Source organism: Enterovibrio coralii, from assembly GCF_001559595.1.
GTDB classification, from domain to species: Bacteria; Pseudomonadota; Gammaproteobacteria; order Enterobacterales; family Vibrionaceae; genus Enterovibrio; species Enterovibrio coralii.
Map to the genome: position 1 here is coordinate 1 of NZ_LNTY01000017.1, position 17,957 is coordinate 17,957.

10 protein-coding genes, 5 tRNA genes and 3 pseudogenes are annotated in these 17,957 nt (G+C 49.3%); 11 read left to right on the top strand and 7 right to left on the bottom strand.

Going from position 1 to position 17,957, the window contains the following annotated elements:
- Positions 1-122 precede the first annotated feature (122 nt).
- Positions 123-416, bottom strand: coding sequence for a SemiSWEET transporter (locus ATN88_RS05120; protein WP_067412393.1), 294 nt, complete (start codon positions 414-416; stop codon positions 123-125).
- A gap of 108 nt (positions 417-524) precedes the next feature.
- Positions 525-1,409, bottom strand: a complete 885-nt coding sequence (gene ilvY / locus ATN88_RS05125) for an HTH-type transcriptional activator IlvY (RefSeq protein ID WP_067412397.1) — start codon at positions 1,407-1,409, stop codon at positions 525-527.
- A gap of 155 nt (positions 1,410-1,564) precedes the next feature.
- Here ilvY and ilvC point away from each other — a divergent pair, with 155 nt between their 5' ends.
- Complete coding sequence (gene ilvC, locus ATN88_RS05130) at positions 1,565-3,049, top strand: ketol-acid reductoisomerase (protein ID WP_067412400.1); 1,485 nt, start codon at positions 1,565-1,567, stop codon at positions 3,047-3,049.
- Positions 3,050-3,125: 76 nt separating this feature from the next.
- Here ilvC and ubiK read toward each other — a convergent pair.
- The 4 genes and pseudogenes from ubiK to ATN88_RS05150 form a co-directional block, all read right to left on the bottom strand.
- Positions 3,126-3,385 (bottom strand): annotated as a pseudogene (ubiK, locus tag ATN88_RS05135) (ubiquinone biosynthesis accessory factor UbiK).
- 151 nt (positions 3,386-3,536) lie between these two features.
- A pseudogene (locus ATN88_RS05140) lies at positions 3,537-6,619 on the bottom strand (multidrug efflux RND transporter permease subunit).
- Between the two features lie 9 nt (positions 6,620-6,628).
- Positions 6,629-7,732 carry an efflux RND transporter periplasmic adaptor subunit gene (locus ATN88_RS05145; protein WP_067412404.1) on the bottom strand — a complete coding sequence of 368 codons (1,104 nt, stop codon included), beginning with the start codon at positions 7,730-7,732 and terminating at the stop codon, positions 6,629-6,631.
- Positions 7,732-8,319, bottom strand: coding sequence for a TetR/AcrR family transcriptional regulator (locus ATN88_RS05150; protein WP_067412408.1), 588 nt, complete (start codon positions 8,317-8,319; stop codon positions 7,732-7,734). The genes ATN88_RS05145 and ATN88_RS05150 overlap by 1 nt, the downstream gene beginning before the upstream one ends.
- 163 nt (positions 8,320-8,482) lie before the next feature.
- Here ATN88_RS05150 and rep point away from each other — a divergent pair, with 163 nt between their 5' ends.
- Positions 8,483-10,501, top strand: coding sequence for a DNA helicase Rep (gene rep / locus ATN88_RS05155; protein WP_067412412.1), 2,019 nt, complete (start codon positions 8,483-8,485; stop codon positions 10,499-10,501).
- 45 nt (positions 10,502-10,546) lie between these two features.
- Here rep and ATN88_RS05160 read toward each other — a convergent pair whose 3' ends face one another.
- Positions 10,547-10,969, bottom strand: a complete 423-nt coding sequence (locus ATN88_RS05160; RefSeq protein ID WP_067412415.1) for a c-type cytochrome — start codon at positions 10,967-10,969, stop codon at positions 10,547-10,549.
- Positions 10,970-11,312: 343 nt separating this feature from the next.
- Here ATN88_RS05160 and ATN88_RS05165 point away from each other — a divergent pair.
- The 9 genes and pseudogenes from ATN88_RS05165 to ATN88_RS05205 all read left to right on the top strand — a co-directional run bounded on the left by ATN88_RS05165 (position 11,313) and on the right by ATN88_RS05205 (position 17,951).
- A tRNA-Arg gene (locus ATN88_RS05165) sits at positions 11,313-11,389 on the top strand.
- A 33-nt stretch (positions 11,390-11,422) separates the two neighbouring features.
- Positions 11,423-11,498: transfer RNA gene (locus ATN88_RS05170), tRNA-His, on the top strand.
- A gap of 2 nt (positions 11,499-11,500) precedes the next feature.
- A tRNA-Pro gene (locus ATN88_RS05175) sits at positions 11,501-11,577 on the top strand.
- Between the two features lie 119 nt (positions 11,578-11,696).
- Positions 11,697-11,772, top strand: a tRNA-His gene (locus tag ATN88_RS05180).
- A 2-nt stretch (positions 11,773-11,774) separates the two neighbouring features.
- Positions 11,775-11,851: transfer RNA gene (locus ATN88_RS05185), tRNA-Pro, on the top strand.
- 731 nt (positions 11,852-12,582) lie between these two features.
- Positions 12,583-14,307, top strand: coding sequence for a dipeptide ABC transporter ATP-binding protein (locus ATN88_RS05190; protein ID WP_067412418.1), 1,725 nt, complete (start codon positions 12,583-12,585; stop codon positions 14,305-14,307).
- 106 nt (positions 14,308-14,413) lie between these two features.
- Positions 14,414-15,972 (top strand): annotated as a pseudogene (locus ATN88_RS05195) (ABC transporter substrate-binding protein).
- 57 nt (positions 15,973-16,029) lie between these two features.
- A complete protein-coding gene (locus ATN88_RS05200) occupies positions 16,030-17,007 on the top strand; it encodes an ABC transporter permease (RefSeq protein ID WP_067412421.1) in 978 nt (325 codons plus the stop codon).
- 2 nt (positions 17,008-17,009) lie between these two features.
- On the top strand, positions 17,010-17,951 hold the full coding sequence (locus tag ATN88_RS05205; protein WP_067412424.1) for an ABC transporter permease: 942 nt from the start codon (positions 17,010-17,012) through the stop codon (positions 17,949-17,951).
- Positions 17,952-17,957: the final 6 nt, after the last annotated feature.

The window sequence follows — 17,957 nt, forward strand, 5'->3', positions numbered from 1 at the left end:
TAAAGGGATTTTGCCCACTACCAGAACCCCCTTACTGCGCATCCTCGTCTTAACAGCCTGTCATTTCTCTTCGTTTGTCGGCAAATTCACGCAGATCCTTGGCTTTAAAGGCACTCTCTTGCCTAAAACGTCATCCCCACACGTACTATGATCCCTGCCACCATGGCGAGATACATCAAAAAGCCCAGCCCGTTGCCCACCCAAATGGTCGGGTTCTTGTGGTAAAGTCCGTAAATGGTCCAGAGCATGGCGATAAAGGAATAGAGCACCCAGGTTGTGAGAGACAAACCTGCGGCGTGTTCGGTGTGTGAGAAGTAGAGTTTGTAGATTTGCGGCAGTGTGGCGATAGGGCTGACGAGGCCCATAACCAACATCAAAGGCTCTAACGCTTTCCCTATTCGTTCTATAACGCTCATGACTTACCTCTCTTATATATCGTTATACAGAGAGAATAGTCATCTTGGCTTTGTGTGGGTAAGGCATTGAATAGCGATGCTGAGACAGTATCGAAGATGAGCGAAAGGTCAGATAGACTTTTCCTCTGCCACTTCCCAAAGCGCGGCAATCAGCGGGTTTTCCTTTTGTGAGCGTAGGCAGCAAACACCAAGCTCAAACGGCTTGATTGGCGCGACCTTTAAGCGTTCGATCTTTTCTCTAACCGGACTGTTATTGATCACCACATCCGGCGCAATACCCACACCGCAACCGAGCGCCACCATGCTGACGATCGCTTCATGGCCCGACACTTGTGCATAGATGCTTGGTTTTATCTTCATTTTCTTAAACCAAGTGTTGGTTCGCTCTCTTGCTGTTCCGGCCTCTGGGACAATAAACGGCACTGACGACCAATTGGGTGTTGGACTGTGAAGGGTGTCAGCGAAGCTGCTAACGCCTGCTGGGGCGATCACCGATAAAGGGATGTCGCTGATAGGTTCGAACGCGATCTTCGCAGGTAACTGCTCTGGGCGCGCAGAAATCGCGATATCGGCATCATCTGATAGGACTTTATCAATTGCTTGGGCGGGGTCACCGGTCGAGACTTTTAACTCTATGCGAGGATGACGAAGCCTGAACTCTGAAAGCAATTCTGGAAGATGGCTGTAACTTGCGGTGACAGAGCAAAATAGCCGTATTTCACCCACCAGTTCGTTCTCTGATGTGTTGAATTGAGCTTGGTATTGTTGCCATTCATTCAAGATTTTGAGTGCGATAGGCAGGAGCTTTTTGCCTGCAGATGTGAGCTCCACACTGCGATTATCCCGTTGAAAAAGCTGCTGCTCAGCTTCCTGTTCCAGCTTTTGAATTTGGCGGCTTAATGCGGAGGGGCTGACATGCATCGCCGCTGCCGTTTTTGAAAAGCTTTTGCTGTCGCATAAATGTATGAACAACTGCAAATATTTAATGTTCATCGCAAGACTTCCATGTTGCAAAAAACGCAATTACTTGTTGTGAATATATCACTTTAAGCAACTAAATGCCTGATCTATGATGGGGACAATTCGATAACACAGCTTGTCATGTGGTTATCGCTCAAGGATAAAATTTTCTTCACGGAGTATTCGACATGTCTAACTATTTCAATACCTTGAACCTGCGTGAGCAATTGGCTCAGCTGGGTGTTTGCCGCTTTATGGACAAAGCAGAGTTTGCGAACGAAGCAGATTTTCTGAAAGGCAAAAAGGTTGTCATCGTAGGTTGTGGTGCACAAGGTCTGAACCAAGGCCTTAACATGCGCGACTCAGGTCTGGACGTGTCTTATGCTCTGCGTCAGGCAGCGATTGACGAGCAGCGTCAGTCATACAAAAACGCCAAAGAAAATGGCTTCAACGTAGATAACTACGAAAACCTGATCCCACAAGCGGATCTGGTTGTAAACCTGACACCAGACAAACAGCACACTGCGGTTGTAACTGCGGTTATGCCTCTGATGAAAGAAGGCGCAGCACTGGGTTACTCACATGGCTTCAACATCGTTGAAGAAGGCATGCAAATCCGTAGCGACATCACAGTCGTGATGGTGGCTCCTAAGTGTCCAGGTACTGAAGTGCGTGAAGAGTACAAGCGTGGCTTTGGTGTTCCAACGCTAATGGCGGTTCACCCAGAAAACGATCCAAAAGGTGAAGGTCACGAGATCGCGAAAGCTTGGGCGGCAGCAACAGGCGGCCACCGCGCAGGTGTTCTGGAGTCATCTTTCGTGGCGGAAGTGAAATCTGACCTGATGGGTGAGCAAACCATCCTGTGTGGCATGCTGCAAGCAGGCTCTATCGTATGCTACGAGAAGATGATTGCTGACGGTATCGACGCTGGCTACGCAGGTAAACTGCTGCAATTCGGTTGGGAAACCATCACAGAAGCACTGAAGTTCGGCGGCATCACGCACATGATGGATCGCCTGTCTAACCCGGCGAAAGTAAAAGCGTTCGAGCTGTCTGAAGATCTGAAAGACTTGATGCGTCCACTGTACAACAAGCACATGGATGACATCATCTCTGGCCACTTCTCATCTACCATGATGGCTGATTGGGCAAATGACGACGTGAACCTGTTGGGCTGGCGTGCAGAAACTGCTGAAACAGCATTTGAAAACTACCCAGAAACTGACGTGAAGATTGCTGAGCAAGAGTACTTCGACAACGGTATCTTGATGGTGGCTATGGTTCGCGCAGGTGTTGAGCTGGCGTTCGAAGCGATGACAGCATCAGGCATCATCGAAGAGTCTGCATACTACGAGTCACTGCACGAGCTGCCGCTGATTGCGAACACCATCGCACGTAAGCGTCTGTACGAAATGAACGTGGTTATCTCTGACACAGCGGAATACGGTAACTACCTGTTCGCGAACGTTGCAACACCTCTGCTGCGTGAGAAGTTCATGCCATTGGTAGGCACTGATGTGATTGGTAAAGGTCTGGGTGAAACCAGCAACCACGTTGACAACCAAACCCTGATTGACGTGAATGACGCGCTGCGCAACCACCCAGTAGAGTGGATTGGTCAAGAGCTGCGTGGCTACATGACTGACATGAAACGCATTGCTGTAGGTGACTAATTTCACCCAACGTAAATAATAAAAAAACCCGGTAAAGGCCGGGTTTTTTGTGTCTGTCTTTTCGCTAAAACGTCGATTACGCGTCGCTTTTCTCGTTTAGCTTTTGCTCGAACTCTGCCAGCTTTTGTTCCATTTCAGTTAGCTTCTGACGGGTGCGAAGCAATACCTGAGTTTGGACGTCAAACTCTTCACGCTCACGACATCCAGTTTCGCCAGCTGAGATTGGATAACTTCACGAACTTTTTGCTCCACATCGTTACCCAAATCGCGCACAGGCTTAGGCATAGACTCATGGATTTGCTTGGCAATCTGTTCCAATTTCTTTGGGTCGAACATGCGTTACTCCTTATTTTGATGTCGTTATTCTAAGCAACCCCCGACCTTTTGTCGAAAGTGTCTTGCATGCCTTTTGGCGTCCCACTACACAGAACGATACGTTTGAAAATGAAAAAGGCCTCAAATGAGGCTTTTAGGTCAAAACATAAAATCAGTGCGCAGGTTTATCCAATGCAGCGATTTCTTTGTCTTCTTCAAACTCTGGCAGTGGCTCGTGTTTGCTCGCCAGATAGGTGTAAATCACTGGCAGTACGAACAGGGTGAACAGCGTACCAATTGCCAGACCTGAAACGATAACGATACCGATACTAAAGCGCTGAGCGGCACCTGCACCAGTTGCGTACATCAGTGGGATCAGACCTGCAATCATGGCTGCTGTCGTCATCAGGATTGGACGTAGACGCACTTTCGCCGCCTCCATCACCGCTTCCATCTTCGACATGCCGCGTAGCAATTGCTCTTCTTTGGCCACCTCACAGATCAAAATACCGTGTTTGGTGATAAGACCAATCAAGGTGATCAAGCCGACCTGAGAGTAAATGTTCATCGTTGCTGCACCGGAAGCCAACGCAATCAACGCACCACAAATAGCCAGAGGAACCGAAACCAGTATCACGAGCGGGTCACGCAGTGATTCGAACTGGATAGCCAGAACAAGGAAGATTACTGCCAGTGCCAACATGAAGGTACCGACCAGAGCACTGCCTTCAGTCACATACTGACGGGACTCACCCAAATAGTCATGTTGGTAGCCTGCGGGTAGCTTCTCTTTGGCGACGTTTTCAAACCAAGCAATGGCATCGCCCATTGGCATACCGGCTGCCGCAACACTGATAGTGGCAGAATTCAGCTGGTTGAAGTGTGGCAGTGCACGAGGCTCTGCAATTACATCAATAGTGATCAATGAACCCAGAGGAATGGCGTCACCATTGGCAGCGCGCACGTAATAACCCTCAATCGACTCAGGATTCAGGCGGTATTTACGCTCTACCTGTGGAATTACTTCATACGAGCGGCCATCAAGGTCGATACGGTTTACGTAACCGTCTGCATCATGGTACCTAAAGTGATACCGATATCTTGCATGGTCACACCATATGCGCCAGCTTTATCCTTATCGATGTTGATTTTCATCGTGGCAGAATCAAAGTTCAAATCCATGTCTGAATAAACAAACTGCGGATTGCTCTTCACTTCTGCCAGCACATCAGAGGCAACTTGGAACAGGCTCTCGAAGTTATTCGGCGTGGTGATCACGAACTGAATTGGCAAACCTGATGAAGCACCTGGAAGTTCTGGCATCTGGAACGTCGTTACCGCCATGCCAGGAATGTCTTTCACTTCTTCTGCCATACGGGCAACGACTTCAGCCTGACTAGCTTCACGCTCACTCCATGGAACCAATGAGGCAATACCAAATGCCTGATTTGACTTTGGTACACCGGAGAAGACTTGTGAAAAAGCAACTTCTGGCTGCTCTGCAAGCTTCTTGTTCACTTCATCCATGGTGTTTTCGATGTAATCAAGGTTGGCTGTCGACGGTGCCGTACCCATCATCACCAGTACGCCTTTGTCCTCTGCGGGTGCCAGTTCACTCGGGATGAGTTTGAACAGCATTGGCAGGCTGAGGAAGATAATGACTGCAAAGGTAATCACGACTGGACGCATACTCATGATAGTACCCAGCATTTTCGCGTAACGTTCAGTCATACCATCAAGGAAATGGTGAACTTTAGATTCGAACTTGCTCGGTTTCTCATTGGCTTTCAGCATCTTCGAACACATCATAGGAGACAGTGTCAGTGCGATAATGCCTGAGACAAATACAGCCCCCGCGAGTGTCAGGGCAAACTCTTTGAATAGAGAGCCTGTAATACCACCCATCAAGGCGATAGGGGCGTATACCGCTGCCAGTGTCAGCGTCATCGAAATAACGGGCACTGCAATTTCACGGGTACCAATGATGGCAGCCCTGAAAGGCGATTCGCCAAGCTTGATGTGACGGTCAACGTTCTCTAGAACAACGATCGCATCGTCCACCACCAGACCGATGGCCAGCACCATGGCGAGCAGTGTCATCAGATTCAAGGAGAAGCCGAATAACTCCATCATCATCGCTACGCCAATCAAAGACAGTGGAATAGTAATGATTGGAATAAGGACGGCACGGAATGAACCCAAAAACAGGGTGATCACGACAAGTACAATCAAAGCGGCTTCAATGATGGTCTTAACAACCTCATGAATTGATTCATTGATAGCGACAGTGGAGTCATACATCACCTTCATGGTGATGTTTTCTGGCATATTGCTTTCTAGCTCAGGCAATTTCGCCAGGATATCAGCGGCAATGTTGATAGGGTTGGCCGTCGGCGCAGCATTGATTGCGGCAACGACAGCTTCAGAACCGTTTGCGGTTGCTCGGTACACATCATGGCTTTTCTCCAGAGATACTGAGGCAATATCACCGAGTCGAATAACCTGTCCTTCCTGCGTCGCCACAACCAGACGCTTCAGCTCTTCAGTGCTTGAAACCTGTGTATCAGCCGCACCGTTGTAGACCATGTAAGTGCCAACCGCTTGGCCTGTCGCCGACTGGAAGTTGTTTGCATTCAACACGCCCATGACGTCTGTAGCGGTGAGGTTAAACGCGGCCATTTTAGCAGGGTCCAGCCATACACGTAGCGCGTATTTCAGACCGCCGTACAGGTCGATGCTGGCTACGCCATTGACGGTAAATAGCTGTGGTTTAGTCACACGCTCCAAGTAGTCAGTAATTTGGCTGGAATCGAGGTCTTTAGATGTAAAACCAATGTACATTACAGCGGTTGTTGAACCGGTCGACATCGAAACTGACGGGTCTTCTGACTCACTCGGCAACTGTGCACGCACCGAGTTAACCTTGGCAAGAATATCTGCCAGAGCCGCATTTGGGTCTGTATTGAGCTTCATGTATGCCGTAATGGTAGATTTACCCAATACGGATTCAGACGTCATGAAATCAATGTTGTCTGCTTGCGCAACGGCTTGCTCCAGAGGTGTGGTAATAAACCCCTGAATAAGGTCGGCACTGGCACCGTAGTAACCTGTGCTAATGGTGACCACCGTATTGGTCATATCCGGGTATTCCCGAACCTGCATCTTAAACATCGACTGCAGGCCTAGCAGGGCGATAAGAAAGCTTATCGAGATCGCCAATACCGGACGTTTTATAAATATATCGGTAAATTTCATTGCGATCCCTTACAGCTGTGGCAGCTCGGCTGGTGGGTTCAGTGCGTCGCTCTCGACCATTCGCACTTTCGATTTGTTACTTAGACGCACTTGACCGGATGTCACGACACGGTCGCCTGCTTTCAGACCTTCCACAATGTGTGCGATGTGCCCCTTACGCTCTGCTACCTTCACAACCTGCTGTTTGGCGCGGGTTTCACCTTCTTCGTCTTCGTACAGTACGAACACATTATCGCCATACAGGGCAAAATTGATGGCTGTTTGGTCGACGACGATTTGGTCTTCGACTGTCGGCAGAATGATGTTTGCGCGAGCAAACATTCCTGAACGAAGTTGGCCATGGTTATTTGGAATGCTCGCTTGAACCTGAATCAAACCGCTTTGGAAGTTAACAGCAGGCTCAATAGCACTGATTTTTCCAGTAAACGGAGTGTTCGGGTAAGCATCCACAGAGATATCGACTTGTTGACCCAGAGTAATTTTCGCGATGTCAGTTTGAGGAATGGTGAAGCGAAGACGCATCACGGAGGTATCTTCCAAGCGGACGATTTCATTACCTGGTTGCAGGTATTCACCCAAATAAACGTTACGCAGACCCACGATACCGTCAAACGGGGCATCAATGGTGCGGCGGTCGATTGAAGCTTTCAGGCTTTCAACATCAGCTTGTAGTGAACGGAAGTTTGCTTCGGCTTCATCCAATGCTTCTTTCGAAATTGAGCCTTGGCGGAACAGACCTTGGTAGCGCTTGAACTTGGCTTCCGCTGCAGGCAAGCGAGCTTGTGTACTTTTTAGGTTTGCAACTTCTACTTTTGAATCCAAGGTAAGAAGTACATCACCAGTGCGCACAGTTTGGCCCGATTCGAAATTGATGCGATCAATGATACCGCTTACTTCCGTTGTTAACGTGACACCTTGGTTTGGCTCAACAAAGCCAATAGCTTCAATGGTTGGTACCCATTGCGCCGTTTCAAGTGTGGCAACAGTTACCGGAAACTCCGGCTCAGGCATGTTCTTAAACTGCTCATACTTCTGCATGTTCTCATTCAGTTTGTAGAGAACAGGTGCTGCCATTGCGGCAACAATAGCGAGCATGATTACCCATTTCTTCATTATTTAGATAACTCCGATTCTGTATGAAGGCTGATAGCGTCCCAGCAAGCGTTAATAACCGCTTCTAAAGCAGAAGCGTCAAGGTTTATAACCCCTCGAACCTGTTTGCGAGCTAAACAGATGGCAGGTTCAATGCCAATACTGGATAGCACGTCAGTGCCCAAGGGTTTAAATTCTCCGTTCGCGATGCCGTGTTGAAAAAAGTGGTGAATAGGGGCGAAGGCTTCGCGTTCCGACATTTTTTGTTCGTGCGTGTTCTCGTACGGCAAGCTGTCGAACTGCTCGCGGTTGATGGCGTTGTCATCACGGCTGATGGTCAACTCCCACGCATTGCGCCAGAAGATGTTAAATTGCTCTCTCAGAGATTGCTCCTCCGAATAGCCCACCATCATCTTTTCTGCACAATGCTCAACAACATGTGCGCGCAGTTGTATCAGCAGGTCGTTTTTATCTGAGAAGTAGCGATAAATCGTTCCTGCGGCCACGCCCGCTTCCTTGGCAACCATCTGCATCGACAGGCGATCAAAGCCATGTTTTGCAAGCAATCTTTCCGTTGCTTCTAGAATTTGAGTTTTCTTATCCGACATAAAACGAGATAAGTGAATGAACGTTCATTCATTGTATTAATATTGATACACACTTCAAGACAAGACTGTAAAAAATTTGTTCATTTTTTTTGTGTGATGAGGTGAAGAACCTTTCCGTTTACAATAGAGAGGCAAATCGCTGTGAAGAGAGAATGAGGACACCATGAAACTGAACCCTGCCCAAAATGATGCTGTGCACCATGTGTCGGGCCCGTGCTTAGTATTGGCAGGAGCGGGATCGGGTAAAACGCGCGTTATTACCAACAAAATCGCGTACTTAGTCCAGCAGTGTGGCTACAAGGCGCGCCACATTGCGGCGGTGACCTTTACCAACAAAGCGGCGCGTGAGATGAAAGAGCGCGTTGGTCAGACGCTAAATCGTCAGGAAGCACGGGGCTTAATGGTCTCGACCTTCCACACGCTGGGTCTGAACATCATCCGTCGTGAGTACAAAAGCCTGGGTTTGAAAGCGGGCTTCTCTTTGTTCGATGACCAAGACCAAATGGCACTGTTAAAAGAGCTGACGGAAGAGCAACTCGACGGTGACAAAGATCTGCTTAAACAGCTGTTGCACACCATCTCGAACTGGAAGAACGATATGCTGACGCCGCAACAGGCGCAGAGTGTGGCGGTGGGAGAGCGTGATCAGCTATTTGCTCATTGCTACGTCTTGTATCAAAAGCAAATGAAAGCCTATAACGCACTGGATTTTGATGACTTGATCTTGATGCCGGTGATTTTGCTCAAAACCAACCAAGAAGTGCGCGAACGCTGGCAAAGCAAAATTCGCTACTTGCTGGTGGATGAATACCAAGATACCAACACCAGCCAATACCAATTGGTGAAACTGCTGGTGGGTGAGCGTGCGCGCTTTACCGTGGTAGGGGATGACGACCAATCTATTTATAGCTGGCGTGGCGCGCAGCCGAAGAACCTGATGATGCTGAGTCAGGACTTCCCGAGCCTGAAAGTGATCAAGCTTGAGCAGAATTACCGTTCGACCAGCCGTATTTTGCGCTCGGCCAACATTTTGATTGCTAACAACCCGCACGTGTTTGAGAAAACCCTGTTCTCTGCGCTGCCGGATGGCGAAATGCTGAAAGTGCTTAAAGCCAACAATGAAGACCACGAAGCTGAACGTGTGGTCGGTGAAATCATTGCCCATCGCTATATGCATCGCTCAGATTACAAAGACTATGCCATCTTGTATCGCGGTAATCACCAATCACGCTTGTTTGAAAAAGCCCTGATGCAAAACCGTATCCCGTACAAAATCTCTGGCGGTACCTCGTTCTTTGCGCGTGCGGAAATCAAAGACATCATGGCTTACCTTCGCTTGCTGACAAACCAAGATGATGACAATGCATTTCTGCGTATCGTGAATACGCCGCGTCGTGAGATTGGCCCTGTGACACTGGAAAAGCTCGGCACTTACGCCAACATGCGTGGCAAAAGCTTGTTTGCTGCGAGCTTGGAACTGGGCTTACAACAGCATCTTACGGGGCGCGGGTTAGAGTCGTTACAACGCTTTACACGCTGGATTGTGGAACTGTCGGATCAGTTTGAGCGTGGCGATGCGGTCGATGCAGTGCGTTCACTGGTGCGTGATTCACATTACGAAGATTGGTTGTACGAGACCGCATCGAGTCCGAAAGCGGCAGAAATGCAGATGAAGAACGTCTCTGATCTGTATGGCTGGATTGTCGCTGACCTGGAAGGGGACAACTACGACAATGAGCCAAAGACACTGAGAGAAGTGGTCCAGCGCTTGACGCTTCGCGACATGATGGAACGTGGTGAAGACAGTGATGATGCTGACCAAGTGCAGCTAATGACGCTGCATGCGTCGAAAGGCCTGGAGTTCCCTTACGTGTATTTGATTGGCATGGAAGAAGGCTTGCTGCCGCACCAATCGAGTATCGATGAAGACAATGTCGAAGAAGAACGTCGTTTGGCGTACGTGGGGATCACTCGCGCGCAAAAAGAAATGACCTTTACCTTGTGTAAAGAGCGCCGACAGTATGGCGAACTGATCAAGCCAATGCCGAGCCGTTTTCTTGAAGAGCTTCCTTACGACGATGTGGAGTGGGAAGAGAACAGAAAACCGCAAACGCAAGAAGAGCGAATGGCAAAAGGGCAGGCTGCGATTGCTAACCTTCGCGCCATGCTGAAAAAAGACTAAAACAAAAAAGCGACCATCTGGTCGCTTTTTTCATGTCTTGGGGTGTTACTGCTCGAGCATGTAGTCAATGGTCGCGATGATCTCGTCATCCGAACAGTCCATACAGGTGCCTTTCGCTGGCATGCCGTTGAAACCGTTGATTGCGTGATTGTTCAGGATGTCACGACCCTGAGCAATACGTGGTTCCCAAGCCGCAGCGTCACCAATTTTCGGTGCGCCAGCTACGCCAGTGGTGTGACAGGCCATACAGAAGGTGTTGTAAATGGTTTCGCCTGTACGTGGGCCTGATGGTGCCGCGGCGGTTTCAACGACCGGTGCTTCACCGTCAAGATAAACAGAACCAACCGGGGCGATACGTTCAGCAATGGCTTCTTCAGACATATCAGCAGCATGTGCTGCAGTTATCAGAGACAGAGCTGTAACGGCCGACATGGCTAGACGACGTAAAAAAATTCCCTTTGCGCTCACGATTGCACTCCCAATTTCATTTATCGCTCCGACGGATCGGGCGTTTTTTATGCGGTTAGCTATTTTTATCACAATTCATTTTGAGTGATCGGCAAAATAGGGCGACCTTTTTCGTAATTGTGATGAAGTAAACGTCGAAGTTAATCACAAATTACGTTAACTCCGTGTAAACATTACGTGATTATAGCTCTTTAGATTGTTGCAGGGAACCGTTATGATGGCCACTCCCCGCACTGTTTTTAGCCTTATTGGGTAAAATTAAACCATTCAGGAAAAAAATTAAAAAAAGTGCTAGACGGCAAGGAGCGATCTCCGTAATATTCGACTCCGCCGACAGGGGCAAGCGCCCGTAGCTCAGCTGGATAGAGCGTTGGCCTCCGGAGCCAAAGGTCGCAGGTTCGAATCCTGTCGGGTGCGCCAATCCGGAAAAGAAATTTTGGCGAAATATTTGTGGTGGCTGTAGCTCAGTTGGTAGAGTCCCGGATTGTGATTCCGGTTGTCGCGGGTTCAAGTCCCGTCAGCCACCCCACTCGGTGAATAGCGCAGTTTGGTAGCGCATCTGGTTTGGGACCAGAGGGTCGGGGGTTCGAATCCCTCTTCACCGACCACATTTAGAGAGCCCGCTAAGCTAAGCGGGCTTTCGTCGTTTTAGACTGAGTTTTTGAGTCTTTACTCATGAAGTCAGACGGGGAGCCAGCCCGGACAAGAAACTCGGCAAAATATTGTGGTGGCTGTAGCTCAGTTGGTAGAGTCCCGGATTGTGATTCCGGTTGTCGCGGGTTCAAGTCCCGTCAGCCACCCCACTCGGTGAATAGCGCAGTTTGGTAGCGCATCTGGTTTGGGACCAGAGGGTCGGGGGTTCGAATCCCTCTTCACCGACCACATTCAGAAAAAGCCCGCTCTACTGAGCGGGCTTTTTCGTCTCTGGCGTTTGCGCATTTGCTGTAGCGTCGGATACACGCTCCTCTTATATACCCTCTGACATCTCCAGTTTTTCGTACGCGCTTTTATTTCAGTGAGTTAGTAAGCAGTATTGCTACGAAGTACATCTACAGGGCTTCTGTCTTTTTGTGCTTATTTTGTCTTTCCTCTTTATATATCCGTTTTTACCGACAATCCGTCTGTTTGGAATGCCCGTTCGAATCGACGGCGAGGGGCTTTGCGCTTTTTTCACCTCGCTTCGTAGACTTGATACGGCAGACTCAAACAGAAATGGCGAAGATAAGGGCAGCAATTGTGGTTTTTGTTCACATAATTCAGCAAAAAATGTCGTGTTAATGGCTCATATGAAGTCATTTGTTATGAAAACTTTACGTGTTACTGAATAGATAACCATTTCCTTGTTTGAGTGCTGTTTTTTCTCCCGTTACATTGTGATGCGAGGGAAATCAGTGTGCCAGAAAGAGAATTTGCTTCTTTTAACATGTTGCTAATAGTAAATATGGTGAATATTTATTCGACTGGAACACAAAATTATGGCAAATAGTTTTAGATTGTTGATTTCTCGTAAAACATTTGCCAGATTGTAGGTCGAAATTTGGTCTTGTTTTTGATCTAAACAGGGATTTGTTTTCAGACAGGCACGGAATTGTGCAGTATCAAGGGTCTGGTCAATGGCATTACTGGAAGTAAAAAACCTTCGTATTGAATATCCGTCTCGTCACGGTGTGTTTGCCGCAGTGAAAAATCTTTCTTTCTCTATTGAGAGAGGAGAGATTGTTGGTGTGGTCGGTGAGTCGGGTGCAGGTAAATCTACGGTGGGTAACGCCGTTATTGACCTTTTAAGTCCTCCTGGCCATGTTGCCAGCGGCGAAGTGTTTCTCGATGGCGAGAAAATCTCGGGGTTGTCTGCGGAAAAAATGCGTCACTACCGTGGCGCGCGCATTGGGTTTATCTTCCAAGACCCAATGACATCCCTCAATCCACTGTTTACGGTGGAGCAGCAACTGGTTGAGACGATCACCACTAACTTGAAGGTCAGTGAAGACGAAGCGAAAACTCGCGCCGTTGCCCTGATGGAGCAAGTAGGGATTCCTGAGCCGAATCTTCGTATTAAACAGTATCCGCATCAGTTCTCTGGCGGTATGCGTCAGCGTGTGGTGATTGCCATCGCGCTAGCTGGCGAACCCGATCTTATTATTGCCGATGAGCCGACGACGGCACTCGACGTGTCGATTCAGGATCAAATCCTGAATCTGATTCGCTCTTTGTGTGTGCAAAAAAACGTGGGCTGTATGCTAGTCACCCACGACATGGGTGTGGTGTCGAATGTCACGGACAAAATTGCCGTGATGTATCGTGGCGATCTGGTGGAATTTGGCGAAACGGCCAAGGTATTGAATACCCCAGAGCATCCTTACACCCGCAGCCTCATTTCAGCGGTACCACGCTCGGACATCAAACTCGATCGCTTCCCTTTGGTGAGCTATATCGAAGAAGCGGTAGAAATGAAGCCGCTGGATGTGAAAACCCACTGGTTAGGACAGAGTCAAGATCAGCGCCAATACCAAGGCTCGCTGCTGCGTGTTGAGAACGTCAATCTTCGCTTTATCACCAAAGACTCTTTCTTCGAAAACCGCCGTGAGTATGTGCAGGCATCCAACAATGTTAGCTTTGAAGTCAACGAAGGGGAAACCTTCGGGCTGGTGGGTGAGTCGGGGTCGGGTAAATCGACCATTGCGCGTGTAATTGCCGGCCTTTATCCACCTAACTCGGGTCAGGTGTGGTTTGAAGGCGTTGATCTCACCGCCATGAAGAGCGAAGCACAGCGTCGCCCTATGCGTCGTCAGATGCAGATGGTGTTCCAAAACCCGTATTCGTCGATGAACCCGCGCATGAAAGTGCAGGACATCATCGCTGAACCTATTCGTTTCCATAAGCTTGCAGATAACGAGAGCCAGATCCGCCAAATCGTCGGCGATCTTTTGGATCACGTCGGGTTGGGGCGTGCCAGTGGTATTAAGTACCCGCATGAGTTTTCGGGTGGTCAGCGTCAGCGCATTTCGATTGCCCGTGCACTTGCGACGCGTCCTCGTCTTCTGATCTGTGATGAGCCAACGTCGGCACTGGATGTGTCCGTACAGGCGCAAATTCTGAATCTGCTGAAAGACCTGCAGCAAGAGCTCAATCTCACCATGCTGTTTATCAGCCATGACTTGCCTGTTATCCGCCAGATGTGTGACCGCATCGGCGTGATGCAGCACGGCACTCTGCTGGAAGTCGCCCCCACGGAAGCCTTGTTCCGTGATCCTCAGCATGAATACAGCAAGAAGCTGATTTCACTGATGCCTGAGTTTAAGGGAATGAGTGCCGCATCTTCTGCGGAAACCGTGAGTTAAAAATCCAAACATGCCGTGGGTGGAAGGATGGTTGTGTTCATCCACGGCTTCAATTTGCAAAACACAACATCTCGGGAGCCACGCTCCCTGCATAAGGAGTCATGCAATGAAAACCTTTAAGAGCAAAATCGCACTTGCATGATGGCTGCAGGCCTGAGTTTCGCAGCTTCTGCTGCTGATATTACCGTTGCGTATGATGCGGACCCAGTATCACTGGACCCGCATGAGCAACTGTCTGGCGGTACGCTGCAAATGTCTCACATGGTCTTCGACCCGCTGGTGCGCTGGACGCAAGACCTGCAATTCGAGCCACGTCTGGCAACAAGCTGGGAGCGTATCGACGATACCACTGTCCGTTTCAATCTCCGTAAAGACGTTAAATTCCACTCAGGTAACGACTTCAATGCTGATGACGTTGTGTGGACCGTTGAGCGTCTGAAAGCCTCTCCGGACTTTAAAGGTATCTTCACCCCAATCGCGTCAGTGAAAAAAGTCGATGATTACACCGTCGATTTCGTCACTGATGGGCCATACCCGCTGGTGCTGCAAACCATGACCTATGTCTTCCCAATGGATGCAGAATACTACTCTGGCACCACTGCGGATGGTAAAGACAAAGCCGAAATTCAGAAAAGCGGTTCAACCTTCGCATCAACCAATGTATCAGGCACGGGGCCTTTCACGGTGAAATCTCGTGAGCAGGGCGTGAAAGTGGAATTCGACCGCTTTGACGATTACTGGGATACCGAAAGCCCAGGTAACGTAGACAACCTGACGCTGGTACCTATCAAGGAAGATGCGACCCGCGTAGCGGCACTGCTGTCTGGCGACGTTGACATGATTGCGCCGGTATCGCCGAACGATCACAAGCGTATCGAGCGTGCGGACGGTATCGATCTGGTGACACTGCCAGGTACCCGTATCATCACTTTCCAATTGAACCAAAGCGTGTCTGAGCCGCTGAAAGACCCACGTGTTCGTCAAGCTATTGCTTACGCGGTTAACAATGACGGCATCGTGAAGAAAATCATGAAAGGCTTCGGTACCACGGCTTCTCAACAAAGTCCTGCTGGCTACGCTGGCCACAATGAAGACTTGGCACCACGTTACGATCTGAAAAAAGCCAAATCGCTGATGGAAGAAGCGGGTTACGGTGACGGCTTTGCCTTGACCATGATTGCGCCAAATAACCGTTATGTGAACGATGAGAAAATCGCGCAAGCGGTATCCGCAATGCTGTCGAAAATCGGCATCAAAGTTGACCTGCAAACCATGCCTAAAGCGCAATACTGGCCGGAGTTCGACAAGTGTGCCGCTGGCATGCAGATGATTGGCTGGCACTCTGATACCGAAGACTCAGCGAACTTTACTGAGTTCCTGACCATGACCCGCAATGCAGACACAGGTAAAGGCCAATACAACTGTGGTCACTACTCGAATGCAGAAGTCGACAAGCTGGTGGAAGCGGCAAACGTAGAGACCGATCCAGCGAAACGTGCGCAGATGCTGAAAGACGTAGAAGCCATGCTGTACAACGACGCTGCGTTCTTGCCACTGCATTGGCAAAACCTGGCGTGGGCGGCGAAATCTAACGTAGACATTCAACCAATCGTTAACGCTATGGACTTCCCATACTTTGGCGATCTGGTCGTGACTGAGAAGTAAGTGTGCGGTTCTGGCTCCGGTATTTGCCGGAGCAGTTTGCGGTTAGTGAGGCGATGAATGTTTACGTTTTTTGTTAAGCGCCTGTTTCAGGCACTGATAGTGATGTTTGTGATCAGTCTGGTGGCGTTTTCCATCCAGGACAATCTTGGCGATCCCTTGCGCGAGCTGGTCGGACAGTCTGTGTCTGAAGCCGAGCGTAATGCCCTGCGCGATGAGATGGGGTTGAACGATCCCTTCTTGGTGAAATACGGGCGTTTTATTTCGAATGCGATAGAGGGTGATCTTGGGACGTCTTACTTCTATAAACGCCCAGTTGTCGACGTTATTCTTGATAAGCTAGTTGCCACTTTAGAGCTGGTGGTTGCTGCTTCTATCATCATTATTCTTGTGTCCATCCCACTTGGGGTGTACTCCGCAATTCACCCAAACAGCATACTGACCAAGGTCATTATGGGGGTGAGTATCGTCGGTATTTCGGTTCCAGTCTTTTTGACGGCCATTATGTTGATGTACGTGTTCGCGATTGAGCTGAACTGGCTGCCGTCATACGGGCGAGGCGATACGGCCAACTGGTTTGGCTGGGACTCTGGCTTCTTTACTCTTGATGGCCTTGCGCACTTGGTGCTTCCAGCAATTTCCCTTTCTTCTATCATGTTGCCGCTTTTCATCCGTCTGGTTCGCTCGGAAATGCTTGAAGCGCTGGGAACGGAATACGTGAAATTTGCCCGTGCGAAAGGCCTGCCAGAGAAAAAGGTGCAGTATCAACACGCACTGAAAAACACCATGCTGCCGGTTGTTACCGTCGGCGGTGTTCAGATAGGTACCATGGTGGCCTACACCATTTTGACCGAGACGGTCTTCCAATGGCCGGGCACGGGGTTCTTGTTCCTTGAAGCGATTAACCGCGTCGACACGCCTTTGATTACGGCGTATGTCATCTTCGTTGGCCTTCTGTTTGTGGTGACCAATACCTTGGTTGACCTGCTTTATGGCCTGATCAACCCAACGGTTAATCTGACTGGTAAAGGAGCATAACCATGAGCACTGTATCGTCAAAAGCACCGTCTCGTTGGCAAAGCTTCCTTGAGTCGGACTTCTTTTACTATTTCAAACGCGACAAAGTGGCGATGGCAAGCTTCGCCGCCTTTGTCTTCTTTGCACTGGTCGCGATTTTTGCGCCTATGCTGGCTCCGGCTAACCCCTATGATTTAACCACCATCGACATCATGGACTCTGAGCTTCCGCCAAGCTGGATGGAGTGGGGGGACGAACGTTTTCTGTTTGGTACCGACAACCAAGGGCGCGATATTCTGTCAACCATCATGTATGGCCTGCGTATCTCGCTCATCATTGGTTTGGGGGCCGTCGCACTGCAGCTTTTCTTGGGTATCGTGATTGGTTTGAGTGCCGGTTACTTCGGTGGCCGTGTAGATAGCGTTCTGATGCGTATTGCAGATGTGCAGCTGTCTTTCTCGACCATGATGGTGGCAATCATCGTCTCTGCGATATTTAAAGCGAGCTTTGGCAGTGAGTTTTACAGCAAGTACGCCATTTTGATGCTGGTGGTGATCATCGGTGTCGCCGAATGGCCGCAGTATGCGCGTACCGTACGTGCAACCGTGCTGGCTGAGAAAAAGAAAGAGTACGTGGAAGCAGCGCAGGTGATGGGACTGAAATCTCCTCGTATCATGTTCCACCATATCTTGCCGAACTGTCTGTCACCGATTTTGGTTATCTCAACCGTGCAAGTGGCAAATGCCATCATGTCGGAAGCGGCACTGTCCTTCCTTGGACTGGGTATGCCAGTTGACATGCCATCGCTGGGCTCGCTGATAAGTATCGGTTTTACCTATATTTTTTCAGGGTCTTGGTGGATAACCGCCTTCCCAGGGATCATTCTGGTGCTGTTAGTGCTGGTGATTAACCTTCTGGGTGACTGGTTACGAGATGTCTTCAATCCCAAGGTGTACAAGGGATAAACACCA

Bases quoted from the DNA above. Each gene is read 5' to 3' on its own strand.
- ATN88_RS05120 (WP_067412393.1), bottom strand. From the start codon at position 416: ATGAGCGTTATAGAACGAATAGGGAAAGCGTTAGAGCCTTTGATGTTG.
- ilvY (WP_067412397.1), bottom strand. From the start codon at position 1,409: ATGAACATTAAATATTTGCAGTTGTTCATACATTTATGCGACAGCAAA.
- ilvC (WP_067412400.1), top strand. From the start codon at position 1,565: ATGTCTAACTATTTCAATACCTTGAACCTGCGTGAGCAATTGGCTCAG.
- ATN88_RS05145 (WP_067412404.1), bottom strand. From the start codon at position 7,732: ATGAAGAAATGGGTAATCATGCTCGCTATTGTTGCCGCAATGGCAGCA.
- ATN88_RS05150 (WP_067412408.1), bottom strand. From the start codon at position 8,319: ATGTCGGATAAGAAAACTCAAATTCTAGAAGCAACGGAAAGATTGCTT.
- rep (WP_067412412.1), top strand. From the start codon at position 8,483: ATGAAACTGAACCCTGCCCAAAATGATGCTGTGCACCATGTGTCGGGC.
- ATN88_RS05190 (WP_067412418.1), top strand. From the start codon at position 12,583: ATGGCATTACTGGAAGTAAAAAACCTTCGTATTGAATATCCGTCTCGT.
- ATN88_RS05200 (WP_067412421.1), top strand. From the start codon at position 16,030: ATGTTTACGTTTTTTGTTAAGCGCCTGTTTCAGGCACTGATAGTGATG.
- ATN88_RS05205 (WP_067412424.1), top strand. From the start codon at position 17,010: ATGAGCACTGTATCGTCAAAAGCACCGTCTCGTTGGCAAAGCTTCCTT.